The organism is Nocardia sp. NPDC005998 (assembly GCF_040614395.1).
Taxonomy (GTDB): Bacteria; Actinomycetota; Actinomycetes; order Mycobacteriales; family Mycobacteriaceae; genus Nocardia.
In genome coordinates this window covers 50965-64836 of the sequence record NZ_JBEXUI010000045.1, presented here as the reverse complement: position 1 = coordinate 64836, position 13872 = coordinate 50965, and the positions used below count along the sequence as shown (strand labels likewise).

The window sequence follows — 13872 nt, the reverse complement described above, 5'->3', positions numbered from 1 at the left end:
CCGCTGAGCAGCATTCGGCCGCCGGGCTCGGTGCGGCGTCGGATGAGGTCGTCGGCGACCATCGACGCCGTCGCCGGGCACGGCGAGGTCGGGCCGAATCGCGCTCTGAACCCGCGTCAGGATTCGGCTGCGCGGTGGTAGCCGAAGACGACGAAGGCGAGCGCGCAGGCCGCCGCGGAGGTCAGCAGCGCCCAGCCGATGCCCGGTGTGACGAGCCCGCCCATGACGGCGACGCCGAGCGTTGCACCGACTTGGCGGACGGCGTTCAGCAGACCACCGACCGCACCGGCCGTACCCGGTGGAGCCGCGTTGACAATGGCCGTGACCAATGCCGGAAGGGCAAAGGCCACACCGAATCCCGACAACAGCAGGCCCGACGCCAGCACCGGATAGGCGAGGTCGGCGAAGACCGCGGCGGCCAGCACCGCACCGCCCGCCGCGAGCAGGCCGAGTCCGGCCAGGATCGGACGGCGCGCACCGACCCGGGCGACGATCCTGCCCGCCAGCGGCGGGATGACCGCGAACGGAACGGTCAGCGGCAGGAATGCCAGCCCGGTCTGCAGTGGGCTCAGGTGGCGCTGCTGTTGCAGCAGCAGCGGCAGGACGAACAGTGCGCCGGTCAGCGCGAAGTTGACCGCCGCACCCGCGAACAGCCCGGCCCGCACCCGGCCCGCGCGCAGCAGTTCCCGATTCAATACCGGTGCGGCACTGCGCCGTTCGAGTCTTATGAAGACAACCGTCGCGAGCGCGGTGCCACCGAGCGACCACGCGGCATGCCGCAACGACTGCGCACCCGCCGCGATCAGCGCGTCGGTGCACAGCGCGAGGGCGGCGGCCGCGATCAGCTGCGCCAGCCAGTCGATCCGGCGCTCGCCACGGGCGCAGTGCACCGCCGAACCCGCGCTCAGCGCCAGCACGACCATCGCGATCGGCACATTGACAATGAAGATCGAACGCCAGCCGGCCAGCCCGACCAGTGCGCCGCCCGCGATCGGCCCCGCCGCGACCGCCGCGCCGCTGATCGCCGCCCAGGTCGAGATCGCGCTGGCGCGTCGTGCCGGATCCGGGTAGAGCTGGCTGATCATCGCCATCGAAGCAGGCACACACGCCGCCGCGGCCACTCCGAGCAGCACCCGCAGCGCGACCAGCAGCCACAGGTTCGGCGCGAATGCACTCAGCAGCGATACCAAACCGAAAGCAGCTGTGCCACAGCGAAATACCCGATGCGCACCATAGCGATCGGCGACCGCGCCCGCGGACAGCAGCAGCGCGGCGAAGGCCACGGTATAGCCGGTGGTCGCCCATTGCAGTCCGGCGACCGAGGTGTGCAGCGACGCCGCCAGATCCGGTTCGGCGACCGAGAGCACCGTCATATCCAGCAACACCATGAAGTACCCGAGGGATATTCCGAGCAGGGCACGGGTCCGCCCGCTCGACGCGGCGGACGTGCGTGCCCGCGATTGCAGAATGCTCATCTGATGCAACAGCTCCCGATCAGATCGACTCGAATGGTGACGCGATCGACTCTGGTCGGGCGGGCACGCCCATTCCACCGGCTCCGGCGCACGGGGCATTCGGAATATCCGAATGCTCCGGCGCTGTTGGCCAGGCCATGGAGCTACGTCAGCTGCGGACCTTCGAGGCCGTGGTGCGCCATCGCACCGTCACCGATGCGGCGGTGGCGCTCGACCTCGCGCCGTCATCGGTGTCGCAACAGATCCGCACGCTGGAGTCCGCACTCGGGGTCACCCTTTTTGTACGTGATCCCAAGGGCATGCGGCTGACCCCCGCGGGCCAGCGCCTGACCGGGTGGGCACGGCGACTCCTCGACCTGGCCGAACAAGCCACCCGCGATGTGCGGGCGGAACGGCCGCTACTGCGGCTCGGCGCACTGGAAACCCTCGCGGGCACCTACGTGCCGCAGGTGTTGGCGCGGCTGGCCGAGCGACGGCCGGATCTAGAGGTCGAGGTGCGCTCGGATCGAGCCCGCGACGGACTGCTCGCCGATGTGGTCGGCGGCGAACTAGATGCGGCACTGCTTCTGGATTCCGGTGGTGCCGTCGGAGATCTCGGATTCCCGGCACCGGCGGAGCCGCTGGCCTTTCTGGACTTGGACCCGGTGCCGCTGGCCCTGGTCGCGGCACCCACCCATCCGCTAACGGGTAGGTCGGCCCTGACGCCGGCCGATCTGATCGATGAGCGGCTGCTGGTCAATGTGCCCGAATGCTCGTTCTGGATGGCTGGGGAGCGGCTTCTCGGCTCGGGTCCGCAGCGGGTCAGGGCCGGTGCGGTTCCGGTCATGCGGGCCTGGGCGGAGCACGGACTCGGCATATCCCTGCTACCGGAATTCGCGGTCGCCGACGGTCTCGTACACGGCACGCTGGTCCGATTGGACTTTGCGGTACCCGATCTCAGTCTGCGGCTGGTGTGGCGGGCGGATCAGGAATCCCTGCCTGGAATGCGCGAGATCCTCTACGCCGCCGCCCGGCCATGATGACGGCGTTCCCGGCAAACCGGCCGCAATGTCCGTGTGAGTGGTTAGGCTGACGAGAAAGCCCTGGTCCCGACGGCATAGGTCGACCGAGAGGAGTCAGCGATGAGCGTGCGGCAGCCAGCCTGGACGGCCTCAGCCCTGACCGGTGATCTGTCCGGCATTGTCGGAAAACACCTGATCTACGCCTATGACAACGGCTGGAAATACGAGATCTACGTGCGCGATTGGCACACCATCGATTCGCGCTGCCTGATGGGACCGATGTTCGGGCGCTGGTCCAAGAATCAGACCGTGAAGCTGGTCCAGCTCAGCGACGATATGTACAAACTCGCCTGGGTAGAGGAGACCGGCAGCACCACCGTGATCATCATCTGGCTCGGGGATCGCCGCGTGCACACCACGATCTCGTATCCGCAGTGGATGCTCGACTACCCCGAGAGCACGCTCACCCGCTACGAGCACAATCTCGACGCGATTATCGCCGACCGCGACAAGGGACCGACCTATCCACTAACGCTGGTCTCCGCGACCGGGCGCATCACCTTCCTGGAATCCCGGGGAATCGACGACGACACGGTGATCAACTGCCCACCGCACAAACTGCCGCCGGGATACGCGGTGCAATCCAACTGACCGTCAGGCGTCGAGGCAGACCGGGGAGGGCGGCCAGGTCGGATCGGCACGGTCGACGCCCATCAACTCGCCGACGACCCGCATCGGCGGCGGATAGGCGAACTCCGTCTTCAGATCGATCCGGGCGGCCGTTCGCCTAGCCCCGTAGACGCTGAGCGATCGCGGTCCGCAGTACCGACAGCGCGCCCCGGACTATCAGGCCCGCGGCGACCAACGGTGCGAACAGTAGCCACGGCGAGCCGTGGTGGTAGTCGCAGTAGAACCGCAAAGCGCTGCGATGGTGGCTGCGGATCTTGCGGAACGGCGCCGACCGCATGCTGCCGCCCTCGCGATGGCGGATCTCGACGGCCGGATCCAATACGACCCGCCATCCGGCGCGGTGCATATCCAGCGCCATCTTGGTTTCCTCGAAGTACAGGAAGTACCGAGCGTCGAACCCGCCGACCGCATCGAAGGCCTCGCGGCGGAACAGCATGAAGCAGCCGGAGATCCAGTCGACATCGCTGACCGTGGTCACCGGATCGCCGAAATACGCGCGGGTCGCTGGATTGCCGGGCCACACACCACCGAGCAGGGCGTGTGCGATCCCCACTGCGAGCGACGGGAACCGACGGCCACTCGGGTAGGGCGTTCCGTCCAGCCGGGCTATCCGCGGTCCGATCATGCCGATCGTCGCGTCGGTCCGAGCGGTCTCGACAAGTGCCGCTATCGAACCCGGTGCGAGGTGGGTATCGGGGTTCGCGACCAGGATCCATTCGGCATTCGTCACGGCCGCGCCCTGGTTGATCGCGGCAGCCAGGCCGACGTTCTTGCGGTTGCGGATCACCGTCCCGCCGAATTCGTCGACAAGATCGGCGCTGTTATCGGTCGAGGTGTTGTCGACGCCGACCACCTCGAGCGTCAGCGGCTCGACGGCCGCGGGTAGCGATTTCAAGAAGGGCGGCAGGTCCTCGCCGCTCTGGTAGGTGACGAGGACGAGACCGACAGTCTTCTCATCGCGAGCGGGCATGCCCGCGAACCTAGCAGGACCCGAGCCGCACCGTGGTGCCGATCCCGAGATGCTTCGAACAGTTGGTATCCCAATGCCTCACCGATGCCGTGCGACAGTTCCGCGCCGCCGTCGAAAGCCGACATCCGTCGGCAGGGCGGTATGGGCTGGGGAGCTGGCGTTGAACTGATTCGCCCGCGACCGGATGGGTACCGCCGCGATGAGGAGGAACGCACATGACGCGTCCAGTGCCACCGAATCCGAGCCCGATCCCGCCGACGCCGATCCCCGACCCGGTTCCGCCGATGCCGATCCCGGATCCGGTCCCACCGAGTCCTGGCCCCGAGCCGGCTCCCGGCCCGGAGCCGGTCCCTGGCCCTGAGCCGTTCCCTCAGCCGGAACCTGCCCCCGGCAACAATCCCTTCCCAACTCCGGAGCCCGCACCCACCGCGATCCGGACTCAACACCACCGGAGCCCGGCACCAATCCGCACCCCGCACGATCCAGCGCCCAGCCTCGATCCGCAGCAGTCACCACCAACGCCCAGCTCCAATCCACAACAGTCACCACCAACGCTCAATCCCAATCCACAGCGCACACCACAGACGCCCGGCCCGCGAGGGCCCTACAGCACCCATGCACGGCCCCGATCCGGGGCCGTACCACCAAGACCCGGCAACGATCCGCAGCCTGCACCACCTCCGGAGCCAGGCCCGACACCGACGCCGCCGATCCCCGACCCGGCACCACACCGGGATCCGAACCGACCGCCACCGATCCCGAATCCCGGCGGACCGATCGATCCGATGGATCCTGCACTGCCAGATCCGCGTTGATTCCGAACTCCCGACAACAGGGCGATATCCCTGAGTAACGCACCGCCGCCGTCTGCATCGCCAACCCCGAGCCAGGTGTGCTCGAGACCGCAGTACACGTCCCCCTCGGGCTCCCACTGGTCGACGCGGCCACCACTGCGCCCAGCCATGGCCGGAGACCATGCGGCAGCGTGGTCAGCGCCCGATCAATGCGGCGACCGCTTTCGGCGCGGCGAGCCATTCGCGAATATTGTTGCGCACCTTGGTTTTTCGCCTGCAGTCGCAGTAGGCAATGACACCGTCGGCGTCGATGCCCGCTGCGCGACACAGGGCGACCGCCCGTGGCAGATGCTGATATTGGGTAACGATGATCGCGCGGTCGATGCCGAATACGCTCTCGGCTCGCTCGCAGGTCGCGCGGGTCGACAATCCTTCGCCGTCGGAGCGCACCACCGCCGGATCGACGCCATGGTCGACGAGATACTTTGTCATTGCGGCGATTTCGTCTCCCGACGTGCCCGCGGCATCACCGGACACCAGGATCTCGTGCACCTTTCCGGCCCGCAGCAATTCGATCGCCACATCGAGTCGCCCACGCAGATACGCCATCGGCGCTCCATCCGGCCCTACCTTGGCCCCCGGCACGATCACCACCGGGGCTTTCGGCGCGGACGCGGGTCCGGATCGATGTCCGGACGACACCAGCCACAACCGGGTGTTGGCCCCGGCGACGACCAATGCCGCTCCCACGACCAGCCCGACCCCTGCCCACCGCACCCGCGCCAGCTCACCCTGCCCTACCACGCCGAACTCTTCCGGTCGGTTATGCACTGCACGTGCCCGACCATACTGGCGCGGCTTCAAGCGATGCGCACACCACTGTCGAGATCGCCGTCGAGCAGCGCGATGCCGAGCGTCGTCGCCTGATGCCGCATCGCATTGCGGTGCCGCCAGCTCTCGATCAGCCCGGCCTCCCGCAGGATCGTTGCGTGTTCACTGGCCGTCGCGGGTGAAACACCAAGTCGGCGTGCGAGTTCGGTGGTCGAGCAGCCTTCGGCGATCACCTGCAGCGCGGCGGCCCGCGTCCGGCCGAGCAGCGCGGTCAGCGCCTCATTGGTCGCCCGCGGACCCCATGCCGAGGCGAAATCGGCGAATTCGCGCAGCACCGGAACCACCAGCGTCATCGGCGAATCCTTGTCGATGGTGGATTTCAGCAACAGCGGCCCCGGCCAGGCGAACAGCGACGGAACAATGATCAGTCCACGGCCATCGAGGTGTTCGTCGTGGCAGCCGGTCATGGCCAGCACCTCCAACACCGGCGCACGCCACCGCGTGAGCGGCGCGAGCGCGGCGAAGAGCCGTTCCACACCCTCGGTGGCAAGCGTGCGGGCCATCCGTTCGGCGGCCACCTCGAGGTAGGACTGCAGATGCGCCCAGCGACCGGCGAACGCCGCCGAATGAAACGCCTGGACGGCAGTGGCTACATCGCGCCGCGCCGAACCATCGCGGTCGGACAGGCCGCGCGTCCACGTAGGTAGCGGACGCTCGCTCCGCGCGCGGCTGCGATCGGTATGCTCCACCTCCCTGCGGAGTTCCTCGCGCGAGGCCAGATGCAGCGCCTCGATTCCGGCCGAGATCGACCGCGCGCCGCGGGTCGGCGTGATCAGGTCGACGAAGGGATCGACGCCGGGGAACAGATCGGCGAGCATACCGAAGTCCTCCGGCATCGCACGCCGCACCTGACTGCGCCACCCGTCGTACAGCCGCGCGTCGGTGCGTTGCACCACCCTGGTGGCCAGCACGGTTTCCCCCATCGCGCCGAGCGGGGGCCCGATCCTGATGCGCGTCAGATCCTCAGGTGTGCAGTAGATCCGCTTCATACGCTGCCCCGCATCGCCGTGCCCAGGTATCGCACCACGGTACCCGCGATCACCGCGGACCTCGCACCATCACGGCGAGTAGCGGATCCAAACGCACCAATTGCTGATCGGCGGCCGACGGCAGCGAGAATGTCACCGCCCAGCGCAACCGCATCGGCCACAACCGCTTCCGCCCAACCACCATCGCGCTATCGGCCAGTCGACCGACCGCCACCGCGAACCCACCGCCCGGCCGCACCGCAACATCCTTCAACATCTCAGACTCCTGAATCGTCACTGTTCAGGAGCCTAGAAATCAGCAGCCCGGATCCTCACCATGTTTCGGCCGTGGCCTAAACACCGTCGAATCAGTGATCGTGATCGGCGAAGGCCGCCCGCGCCTGCTTCAGACCGTCGAGCAGGACCGCCTTGCCCGCCGCGAGATCCGCGCCACCGGGTGGGGTGAGGCCGAGGTCGAGCAGGTCCGCGAGCGTTTCGAGCACGTCGTCCGGGGAGGGCTGGTCGGCGTCTCGATCGTGCGGGAAGGTCTGCCGCAGGGCGGGGGTGACGGCGTCGAGGATAAAGGCGATGGCACGCGCGTCGACCTCGCGCCAGATGGTCCCGGCCTCCTACATCACGCGCAGGAACTGGTGGGTACCGAGTGGTTTGCACACGCGCTCGAAGAGGCATGACGGCTCGAATTTTGGGAAGCCGGTCCGTATGAACAGCGCTCGAACCATCCCCGTGCGGTGGCGGCACCGGATGGCGGTCGCGGTCGGCATGCTGGTCGTTGCCTGGGCGGCGGGGTGCGGCACGTCCAGGGAGGAGCAGGCGGCGCCGACGCCACCCGGCCCGGCCCCGATATCCGCGGTCACAATCACGATCGACAGGCAGACCTACAGCGCCACGCCCCCGATCACGCCGGGCGCGGTCATCACGGTGATCAACCACGATGCGCTGAAACACAGCATCACCAGCAGAAGGCCCGGACTTTTCGACAACGAAATCGGTCCCGGTCAGACCATCACCTTCACCGCACCCGATGAAATCGGGTCACACCCTTTCTACTGCAGATATTTCGCGCTCATGGACAGCTGGTTGAGCGTGCGTCATTGACGAAATCCGCAGCAGCGGTACCCGCCACATTCCCGGACACGCCGGAGCGGCTGCGACACCGCCACAGTAACTAGTGCTTTGCTGACTATCGCATCTGTCCCGAATGTGGAGGGAGTAGATCGTCGATGTCACGCATCATCAGCGCCGTTCTCGCCACTGTCTGCATGTCGTTCATCTGCGTCGCTCCCGCGGCGGCCACCACCGACAACGATGAAATCTCCGGTTCATCGGCCGGGTTCGCGTTCTCACTGGTCCGCGCGAGCACCAAGGTTCTGGCATTGACGGTTGTCCCCGCCCACCAGTTCGATTCGTTCGACAAGATCGTCACCCGCGAAAGCGGTTGGGACCCCTTCGCCACCAACCCGGCCTCCGGCGCCTACGGCATCGGACAGGCCCTGCCGCCGGAAAAGATGGCCACGCACGGCATGGACTGGCGCTTCAACCCGCTCACCCAGATCCGCTGGACCTACGACTACATGATCCAGCGCTACGGCAGCCCCGAACGCGCCTGGGCCTTTTGGCAAGTACACCACTGGTACTGAGTCGCTCGTCGAGTGCCCCGATAATTCGGGGCACGTTTCTCCCGCTACCCCGGTAACACCGATCGCGATTCGTCCGATGTGCTGTTTGTGCACAAATTGGTTGCGGCACAGGGAAATTCGCGTTTGCGATCAGCTCGAGGGGAAGCCATGGATATCAGGTCAACGGCGTTCGTCATGCTCGCGGCGAGCATTGCGATCGGCACTGCTGGGTGCGGCACGAACTCATCGCCGACTGTTGTCACCGCAGCATCCGGCCCGTCGGCGAGTTCACCGAATGTGGTGCAGGCAGGCGCCACCGATCGTTCACAACCCGCGGCCGATCCGAAACCAGCCGCGACACCGGCGGCACCGGCACCCGAGCCCGCAGTGCATCCGAAACCCGTAGCGACACAGGAGCCTTCGGCCGCACCCGAGCCCGCGGCCGGTCCACAAACGGTAACGACCTCCGCGCCGGCGGAATCCGGGCCCTACGGCAGCGGACACGGTCTGTGCTTCGATGTGAACTCAGCACTCGCCGCCTCCGCGGTCGCTCAATTAGCGCCGCCACCGGCGGGTAGCGGCTGGGTCGTACAGGGCGGAAGCGGTGATCCGATTCAGGCGGGATGCTCGGGCGTGCTGTCGTGGATGCAGGTGGAATGGCAGGGAATTCATCCCGGAAGCCACATTCTGTTCTTCACCAACGGCACCTACCTCGGCACCGCCACGTCAAAGCCGTACGGCTACACCGAAATTCTCGGCAAGACCAAGGACACCGTCTCGGTCCAGTACCGATGGGCCAAGCCCGACGATGCGCTGTGCTGCCCACAGGGCGGCCCCAGCGTGGTGACGTTCAGCCTGAACGGCACCACGGTCCAAGCGAACGGGCAGTTCCCGCCGGGCAACTGAGGCGGCTCGTCACACGCAGTACTGGCAGGTCCCGCTGGCGGGGAGCTGGATGAAGCATTGCGCGCATACCGCCGGGCGGGTCGGCTGCGGCTTGGCCTCCTGCGCCGTCGCGCCCGCAGAGTGCCGGCGTCCCGCCACCTTGGGAATCAGCGGCGGGACGGCCAGATCGGCGGGCATGGTGGCCCCGTAGTGCTCGTAGCACTGCCACCGGGCGTAGGACGCATGCAACTCGAGGTCGTTCGGGATCGGTAGCCCCGCGAGTTCGAGCACGTATTTGTAGGTGTCGCCGACCGTGTGGTTGTCCTGCACGCACAATGAGGTCAGCGGCGGCTCGCCCGCATTGTGGCAGCGCCGCGCGACCTTGCGCAGAATGGCCGCCATCCAGGTCCGCGTCGGCGCCCCGGTCTGCACCCCCGACACGTCCTGCACCCGCTCGGCCAACTCCCCGACCGTAATGAAATGTCCATACCCGGTGGCAATCTCGGCCAGCTCGGCATGCGCGGCAATCGCCCACGCCACCGTCGCCTCCCGCAATGACACCGGGTCGCCGTCACCTACCCGCCAAGCCCCAGCCGTCGCGGATAAAGAACTCTCGATCACCCGATCAAGTTATCGCGCCACCCCCCGATCCACCGAATGACCCGCCGCCGATGTGGGGTGTTGCACCACCCCGGCAGCACGGCCGTGTTCAAGACCACAAAGCTGTGCGACCGGATATCGAATGCGGCATGGCGCCCTCTTGGGTTCGATAGCAGGCGCAACACCTCAGTAGAACCGGTTACTCCAGCCATGAAGCCTTTGACTGGGCATATTACTTGTTATACAACAAGTAAGTGTTAGGAGCTGGTAGACCCTACTGACCTGCAGCCGCGTCCTGCCTCTGTTGAGCGGCGCTCATCGCGCTGCCCGGCCATACCCGCGGCCACGCCGCGGTCGCCGTCGATGCCGGACATCGGTGCGGTGACGCCTTCCATCACCCCGGCACGGTCGTCGGCCGATCCCACGTCCCATTCGTCCTGCGGGCAGTGAAAACTACCGCCGCACTCGACCGCAGGTGGTGCGCGAGAATCATGCGCGCCGCAGCGAGCTCTACCACCGCGACGGACCCGATCTCCTGATGGTCTGCTCGCACGATCCGAGCATGTTCGAACTCGCCACGGCAATCGCATAGGCAAGAGGCCCGGGTCGAAATCGACGCGGGCCCAGACATTTTCGGTTGGCAGCTCAGGCTTCGCCTTCGGTGGTGACATCGAAGGTATTGAGAAAATTGCACACCAGCTGGTAGAAGCCGACGGTGAGCACGAAATCGGCCAGCTGCGTCACACTGAAGAGTTCCAGGGCTTGCTTGCGTTCGGCCTCGCCGAGGGTGTGCTCGGCCAGCAGGTGATCGGTCCACCCCAGAATCGACGCCTCCTCGGTGGACAAACCCGCCCGGACACCGGTAGCCGCGGCGGCGATGGCATTCTCATTGAGACCGACCGCACGCGCGAACCTTTCGTGATGGTGCAGCTCGTAGGGCGATTCGTAGACATGTCCTACGCGCAGAATCGCCAACTCCCGCAATGGGAACGGCACCGAATTGGTTTGCAGCATCGCAGCGGCCATGTCCAGGAAGCTGAGACCCAAGCCATGCGAATGCGCCACCATCCGATAGATATTCGCAGTGTGAGTGGTCAGCGCCTCGCGCAGTTCGGCGGGCAGGGTGGCGGGATCGGGATATTCCATTGCGGTTCCTCGGAAGTCGTAGTGCGCGGGGTCAGAGCTCGCTGATATCGCCACGGATGGGATCGGTGCCGTCCCAGGTGGCCGCGACTTCCCGGATGTATTTGAAGACTTCCCCCTTGGGCCCGCTGATATCGGAGATCTCGATGATCGTGCCCTGGGTGTGCTCGGTGTCGAGATAGGCAAAGCGACCTTGCTCGCCGCCGATGGAACCTTCCTGCCCGACCACATAGCCCAGCGACAGCGCCCTGTCGTAGAGGGTCTGGAAATCCGTGGTCCAGTAGGCGATGTGCTGCGCGCCCTCGCGACCGGAGTCGAGGAAATCCTGGTAGAGCGATGGAGCGTCGTTGCGCTGCTGGATCAATTCGAGCTGCACGTCACCGGAGTTGGCCAAGGCCACGCTCATCTCGAGCGGTGAGTCGATGCCGCGGTAGGTGAAGTAGTCGGTCTCCACCTTGTGGACGTAAAACCAAGGGCCGACGCCATTTTCGATGAAGTGGTCCATCGCGGCGCGGATATCGCGGACGACGTAACCGATCTGGGCGATCTGACCGAAGATTCGACTCATTACACGGGTTCTTTCTATTCGGGTGGCACCTCGTGCTCCGCAGGGCGGAGGCGAGTAAGAAATAGTTGTTCGACTTCGCGGCGGCAGGCGTCGAGATCGACCTCCGGGTCGAGCAGTTTTTGCAATGCGATGCCGCGCAGCATGCCGACGGCGGTGGTGGCGAGCCCTTGCGCATCGATATCGCGGGAGAACTCCCCTGCGGCCTGCCCCTGTGCGATGCGTTCGGCGAGTTCGCCGCGGAATTCGCGATCGGCGACGACGATGGCCGGACGCAGCTCCGATGGTGTGGCCACCGCATCGGCCCACAGCACCAGCCGGGCTCGATTCATCGGCGGAATATCGGACACGATGTCGAAGTAGGTACGTACGAAACCGATCATCTGGTCCATCGGCGACGTGGCGGCGGTCGAAATGATGAGGTCATCCTGAAACCGTTCGCCGACGACGCCGACGAGCCGCGCCATCATCGCGCCCTTGGAGCCGAAGTGATGGGTGACCAATCCGCGGCTGTAGCCCGCGCGATCACCGATCGCGGCCAGCGTCACCTTCGAGGGGCCGATCTCGCCGACCAGTTCGGCGGCCGATTCCAGCAGCCGCCGCTCGGCCTCGGTGCGGCGTTCCTCCTGGGACCGACGCGATGTGGCGTCAGCTCGACTCATGACCATTCCTCCCGGGTGCGACCTATCGTCATGACGGTATCTCGCAAGGTGAAGCGGCCGATGGCGGCGCGGCTCAGGCATCGTTCATGCGCTCCCCTTCGTACCGTCGCGGTGAGTGATGCGCTGGTGGGTAAAGGTCGGGGCGGTACCCGGATTCGTCCATCGACGACCCTCCTGGAAACTTCCTTGTTGACTAGCAAGTTACTTGCCAGAGTCGGCCAGGTCAAGGCTTGCCCGACACACGTGACACTAGCTTGCTAGCATGCTAGCTTCGAGTGGTGGGCGACGAGGATGTGAAGCAGTTCAACGTGTACCTGCCGGTCGGACTGATCAAGCAGGTGAAGTTCCGTGCGATCGAGTCCGGCATGTCACTGTCGGCCCTGGTCGCCGAGGCACTGCGCGGCTACCTCGACGACACCCACGACCAGCAACCGTGATCGCGACAAGGAGATTCCATATGGCGACAGAAGGTATTCAGGGCGTCTTCGTCGAAACCCACAACTGGGGCAAGACGGCACGATTCTTCATGGCGCTCGGCTTCGAACCCGAATTCACCACCGACCACAACTCCGGCCTGTTCCGCAATGGCGACGGACCGTATGTCTTCATCGCCGAGATTCCGGCGAGCGAGACGCCGTCGACCCAACTCGTGCTGACGGTGACCGAACCCGATGCGTTCCGGCCCGGCAGCGATGTGGAGGTGGTCACACCGTTCGAGGAAACCCATTACGGGACAAAGGAAATGACGGTCCGCGACCCCGACGGACGGATCTGGAATCTGCAGGTCGGAAAGCTCGGCTGAAGGAGTACACGTGCAGCAGATCATTGGTCCCGAGAGCACCGCGGAGCGGGTCGCACTCTGGCGCGCTCTGCATATCGAACTCGATCAATCGCCGCATGTCCTCGAAGATGAGGTCGGTCTTCGGCTGGTCGACCCGGCCCCGGGGTGGCGCGACCGAGCGGATATGGATCCCGAGCGGACCGCGCTCTCCCGAGCCTGCGTCACGGCGCGCGCCCGCTTCGTCGAAGATCTGGTGATCGAACAGGCCGCCCAGGGTGTCGACCAGTACGTCATCCTCGGGGCCGGTCTCGACACCTTCGCCCAGCGCCGACCCGAAATCGCGGCCCGCCTCACGATATTCGAGGTCGACCAAGCCGGACCGCAGGCGTGGAAGCGTCAGCGGCTACTCGAACTAGGTTTCGGAATTCCGGAATGGCTGCGTCTGGTGCCGGTCGATTTCGAAACCGAATCCTGGTGGGACCGGCTCATTTCCGCAGGCTTCGATCCACAGCGGCGTGCAGTGGTGGTCTCGACGGGCGTCTCCATGTACCTCACCCGGGAGGCGAATATCCAGACGCTGCGTCATCTCGCGACGCTCGCCCCCGGTTCGACCTTCGTGACGACATTCCAGTTGCCGTTGGAACTGCTCGGCGACGAGGAGCGCCCGATCCGTCAGGCGGTCGAGAATGCCGCGCGCGCAAGCGGAGTCCCGTTCCTCAGCATGTTCCGCCCCGACGAGCTGATCGGACTGGCCGAAGACGCGGGTTTCCCATCGGCGCAACATATTTCGACGTCGGCCATGACCCAGCT

General features: G+C 66.0%; 17 protein-coding genes and 1 pseudogene. 9 read left to right on the top strand and 9 right to left on the bottom strand.

The window, feature by feature from the left end; genetic code table 11:
* Positions 1 to 116: 116 nt before the first annotated feature.
* Positions 117 to 1475: an MFS transporter gene (locus tag ABZ293_RS36590; RefSeq protein ID WP_355188359.1), complete on the bottom strand. Its 1359-nt coding sequence runs from the start codon at positions 1473 to 1475 to the stop codon at positions 117 to 119.
* 137 nt (positions 1476 to 1612) lie between these two features.
* On the opposite strand from ABZ293_RS36590, the gene ABZ293_RS36585 reads away from it, so the two are divergent.
* Both ABZ293_RS36585 and ABZ293_RS36580 read left to right on the top strand, forming a co-directional pair.
* Positions 1613 to 2494 (top strand): LysR family transcriptional regulator, encoded by an 882-nt coding sequence (locus tag ABZ293_RS36585; RefSeq protein ID WP_355188357.1) that lies wholly within the window; start codon positions 1613 to 1615, stop codon positions 2492 to 2494.
* Positions 2495 to 2596: 102 nt separating this feature from the next.
* Positions 2597 to 3127: a phenolic acid decarboxylase gene (locus tag ABZ293_RS36580; RefSeq protein ID WP_354955631.1), complete on the top strand. Its 531-nt coding sequence runs from the start codon at positions 2597 to 2599 to the stop codon at positions 3125 to 3127.
* A gap of 136 nt (positions 3128 to 3263) precedes the next feature.
* Here the strand turns inward: ABZ293_RS36580 and ABZ293_RS36575 are convergent, their stop codons facing one another.
* The 4 genes from ABZ293_RS36575 to ABZ293_RS36560 form a co-directional block, all read right to left on the bottom strand.
* Entirely contained in the window at positions 3264 to 4136 is an 873-nt protein-coding gene (locus ABZ293_RS36575; RefSeq protein WP_355188355.1) for a glycosyltransferase family 2 protein, read from the bottom strand.
* A gap of 989 nt (positions 4137 to 5125) precedes the next feature.
* On the bottom strand, positions 5126 to 5761 hold the full coding sequence (locus tag ABZ293_RS36570; protein ID WP_355188353.1) for an ElyC/SanA/YdcF family protein: 636 nt from the start codon (positions 5759 to 5761) through the stop codon (positions 5126 to 5128).
* Positions 5762 to 5790: 29 nt separating this feature from the next.
* A complete protein-coding gene (locus ABZ293_RS36565; protein WP_355188351.1) occupies positions 5791 to 6810 on the bottom strand; it encodes a winged helix-turn-helix domain-containing protein in 1020 nt (339 codons plus the stop codon).
* Positions 6811 to 6859: 49 nt separating this feature from the next.
* Positions 6860 to 7066, bottom strand: coding sequence for a hypothetical protein (locus ABZ293_RS36560; protein ID WP_355188349.1), 207 nt, complete (start codon positions 7064 to 7066; stop codon positions 6860 to 6862).
* Between the two features lie 94 nt (positions 7067 to 7160).
* On the opposite strand from ABZ293_RS36560, the gene ABZ293_RS36555 reads away from it, so the two are divergent.
* The 4 genes from ABZ293_RS36555 (at position 7161) to ABZ293_RS36540 (ending at position 9332) form a co-directional block, all read left to right on the top strand.
* Positions 7161 to 7481 (top strand): hypothetical protein, encoded by a 321-nt coding sequence (locus ABZ293_RS36555; RefSeq protein ID WP_355188347.1) that lies wholly within the window; start codon positions 7161 to 7163, stop codon positions 7479 to 7481.
* Positions 7482 to 7509: 28 nt separating this feature from the next.
* Positions 7510 to 7905, top strand: coding sequence for a hypothetical protein (locus ABZ293_RS36550; RefSeq protein WP_355188345.1), 396 nt, complete (start codon positions 7510 to 7512; stop codon positions 7903 to 7905).
* Positions 7906 to 8030: 125 nt separating this feature from the next.
* Positions 8031 to 8447, top strand: coding sequence for a lytic transglycosylase domain-containing protein (locus tag ABZ293_RS36545; RefSeq protein ID WP_355188344.1), 417 nt, complete (start codon positions 8031 to 8033; stop codon positions 8445 to 8447).
* A 147-nt stretch (positions 8448 to 8594) separates the two neighbouring features.
* Positions 8595 to 9332 (top strand): LppP/LprE family lipoprotein, encoded by a 738-nt coding sequence (locus tag ABZ293_RS36540; RefSeq protein ID WP_355188342.1) that lies wholly within the window; start codon positions 8595 to 8597, stop codon positions 9330 to 9332.
* 9 nt (positions 9333 to 9341) lie between these two features.
* Here the strand turns inward: ABZ293_RS36540 and ABZ293_RS36535 are convergent, their stop codons facing one another.
* From ABZ293_RS36535 to ABZ293_RS36520, 4 genes are all read right to left on the bottom strand, one after another.
* Entirely contained in the window at positions 9342 to 9932 is a 591-nt protein-coding gene (locus ABZ293_RS36535; protein WP_355188340.1) for a hypothetical protein, read from the bottom strand.
* A 624-nt stretch (positions 9933 to 10556) separates the two neighbouring features.
* On the bottom strand, positions 10557 to 11057 hold the full coding sequence (locus ABZ293_RS36530; protein WP_355188338.1) for a carboxymuconolactone decarboxylase family protein: 501 nt from the start codon (positions 11055 to 11057) through the stop codon (positions 10557 to 10559).
* 31 nt (positions 11058 to 11088) lie between these two features.
* Positions 11089 to 11622: a VOC family protein gene (locus ABZ293_RS36525; protein ID WP_355188336.1), complete on the bottom strand. Its 534-nt coding sequence runs from the start codon at positions 11620 to 11622 to the stop codon at positions 11089 to 11091.
* Between the two features lie 14 nt (positions 11623 to 11636).
* Positions 11637 to 12281 (bottom strand): TetR/AcrR family transcriptional regulator, encoded by a 645-nt coding sequence (locus ABZ293_RS36520; protein WP_355188334.1) that lies wholly within the window; start codon positions 12279 to 12281, stop codon positions 11637 to 11639.
* A gap of 278 nt (positions 12282 to 12559) precedes the next feature.
* Here ABZ293_RS36520 and ABZ293_RS36515 point away from each other — a divergent pair, with 278 nt between their 5' ends.
* The 3 genes and pseudogenes from ABZ293_RS36515 to ABZ293_RS36505 form a co-directional block, all read left to right on the top strand.
* Complete coding sequence (locus ABZ293_RS36515; RefSeq protein ID WP_062985155.1) at positions 12560 to 12718, top strand: ribbon-helix-helix protein, CopG family; 159 nt, start codon at positions 12560 to 12562, stop codon at positions 12716 to 12718.
* Positions 12719 to 12738: 20 nt separating this feature from the next.
* Positions 12739 to 13083, top strand: a complete 345-nt coding sequence (locus ABZ293_RS36510) for a VOC family protein (RefSeq protein WP_355188332.1) — start codon at positions 12739 to 12741, stop codon at positions 13081 to 13083.
* A gap of 10 nt (positions 13084 to 13093) precedes the next feature.
* Positions 13094 to 13819, top strand: a pseudogene (locus ABZ293_RS36505) (class I SAM-dependent methyltransferase); the annotation flags it as partial.
* Positions 13820 to 13872: the final 53 nt, after the last annotated feature.

Coding starts and splice junctions, on each gene's coding strand:
- ABZ293_RS36530 (WP_355188338.1), bottom strand. CDS start 11,057: ATGGAATATCCCGATCCCGCCACCCTGCCCGCCGAACTGCGCGAGGCG.
- ABZ293_RS36575 (WP_355188355.1), bottom strand. CDS start 4,136: ATGCCCGCTCGCGATGAGAAGACTGTCGGTCTCGTCCTCGTCACCTAC.
- ABZ293_RS36590 (WP_355188359.1), bottom strand. CDS start 1,475: ATGAGCATTCTGCAATCGCGGGCACGCACGTCCGCCGCGTCGAGCGGG.
- ABZ293_RS36585 (WP_355188357.1), top strand. CDS start 1,613: ATGGAGCTACGTCAGCTGCGGACCTTCGAGGCCGTGGTGCGCCATCGC.
- ABZ293_RS36525 (WP_355188336.1), bottom strand. CDS start 11,622: ATGAGTCGAATCTTCGGTCAGATCGCCCAGATCGGTTACGTCGTCCGC.
- ABZ293_RS36520 (WP_355188334.1), bottom strand. CDS start 12,281: ATGAGTCGAGCTGACGCCACATCGCGTCGGTCCCAGGAGGAACGCCGC.
- ABZ293_RS36510 (WP_355188332.1), top strand. CDS start 12,739: ATGGCGACAGAAGGTATTCAGGGCGTCTTCGTCGAAACCCACAACTGG.
- ABZ293_RS36550 (WP_355188345.1), top strand. CDS start 7,510: ATGAACAGCGCTCGAACCATCCCCGTGCGGTGGCGGCACCGGATGGCG.
- ABZ293_RS36580 (WP_354955631.1), top strand. CDS start 2,597: ATGAGCGTGCGGCAGCCAGCCTGGACGGCCTCAGCCCTGACCGGTGAT.
- ABZ293_RS36545 (WP_355188344.1), top strand. CDS start 8,031: ATGTCACGCATCATCAGCGCCGTTCTCGCCACTGTCTGCATGTCGTTC.
- ABZ293_RS36565 (WP_355188351.1), bottom strand. CDS start 6,810: ATGAAGCGGATCTACTGCACACCTGAGGATCTGACGCGCATCAGGATC.
- ABZ293_RS36560 (WP_355188349.1), bottom strand. CDS start 7,066: ATGTTGAAGGATGTTGCGGTGCGGCCGGGCGGTGGGTTCGCGGTGGCG.
- ABZ293_RS36540 (WP_355188342.1), top strand. CDS start 8,595: ATGGATATCAGGTCAACGGCGTTCGTCATGCTCGCGGCGAGCATTGCG.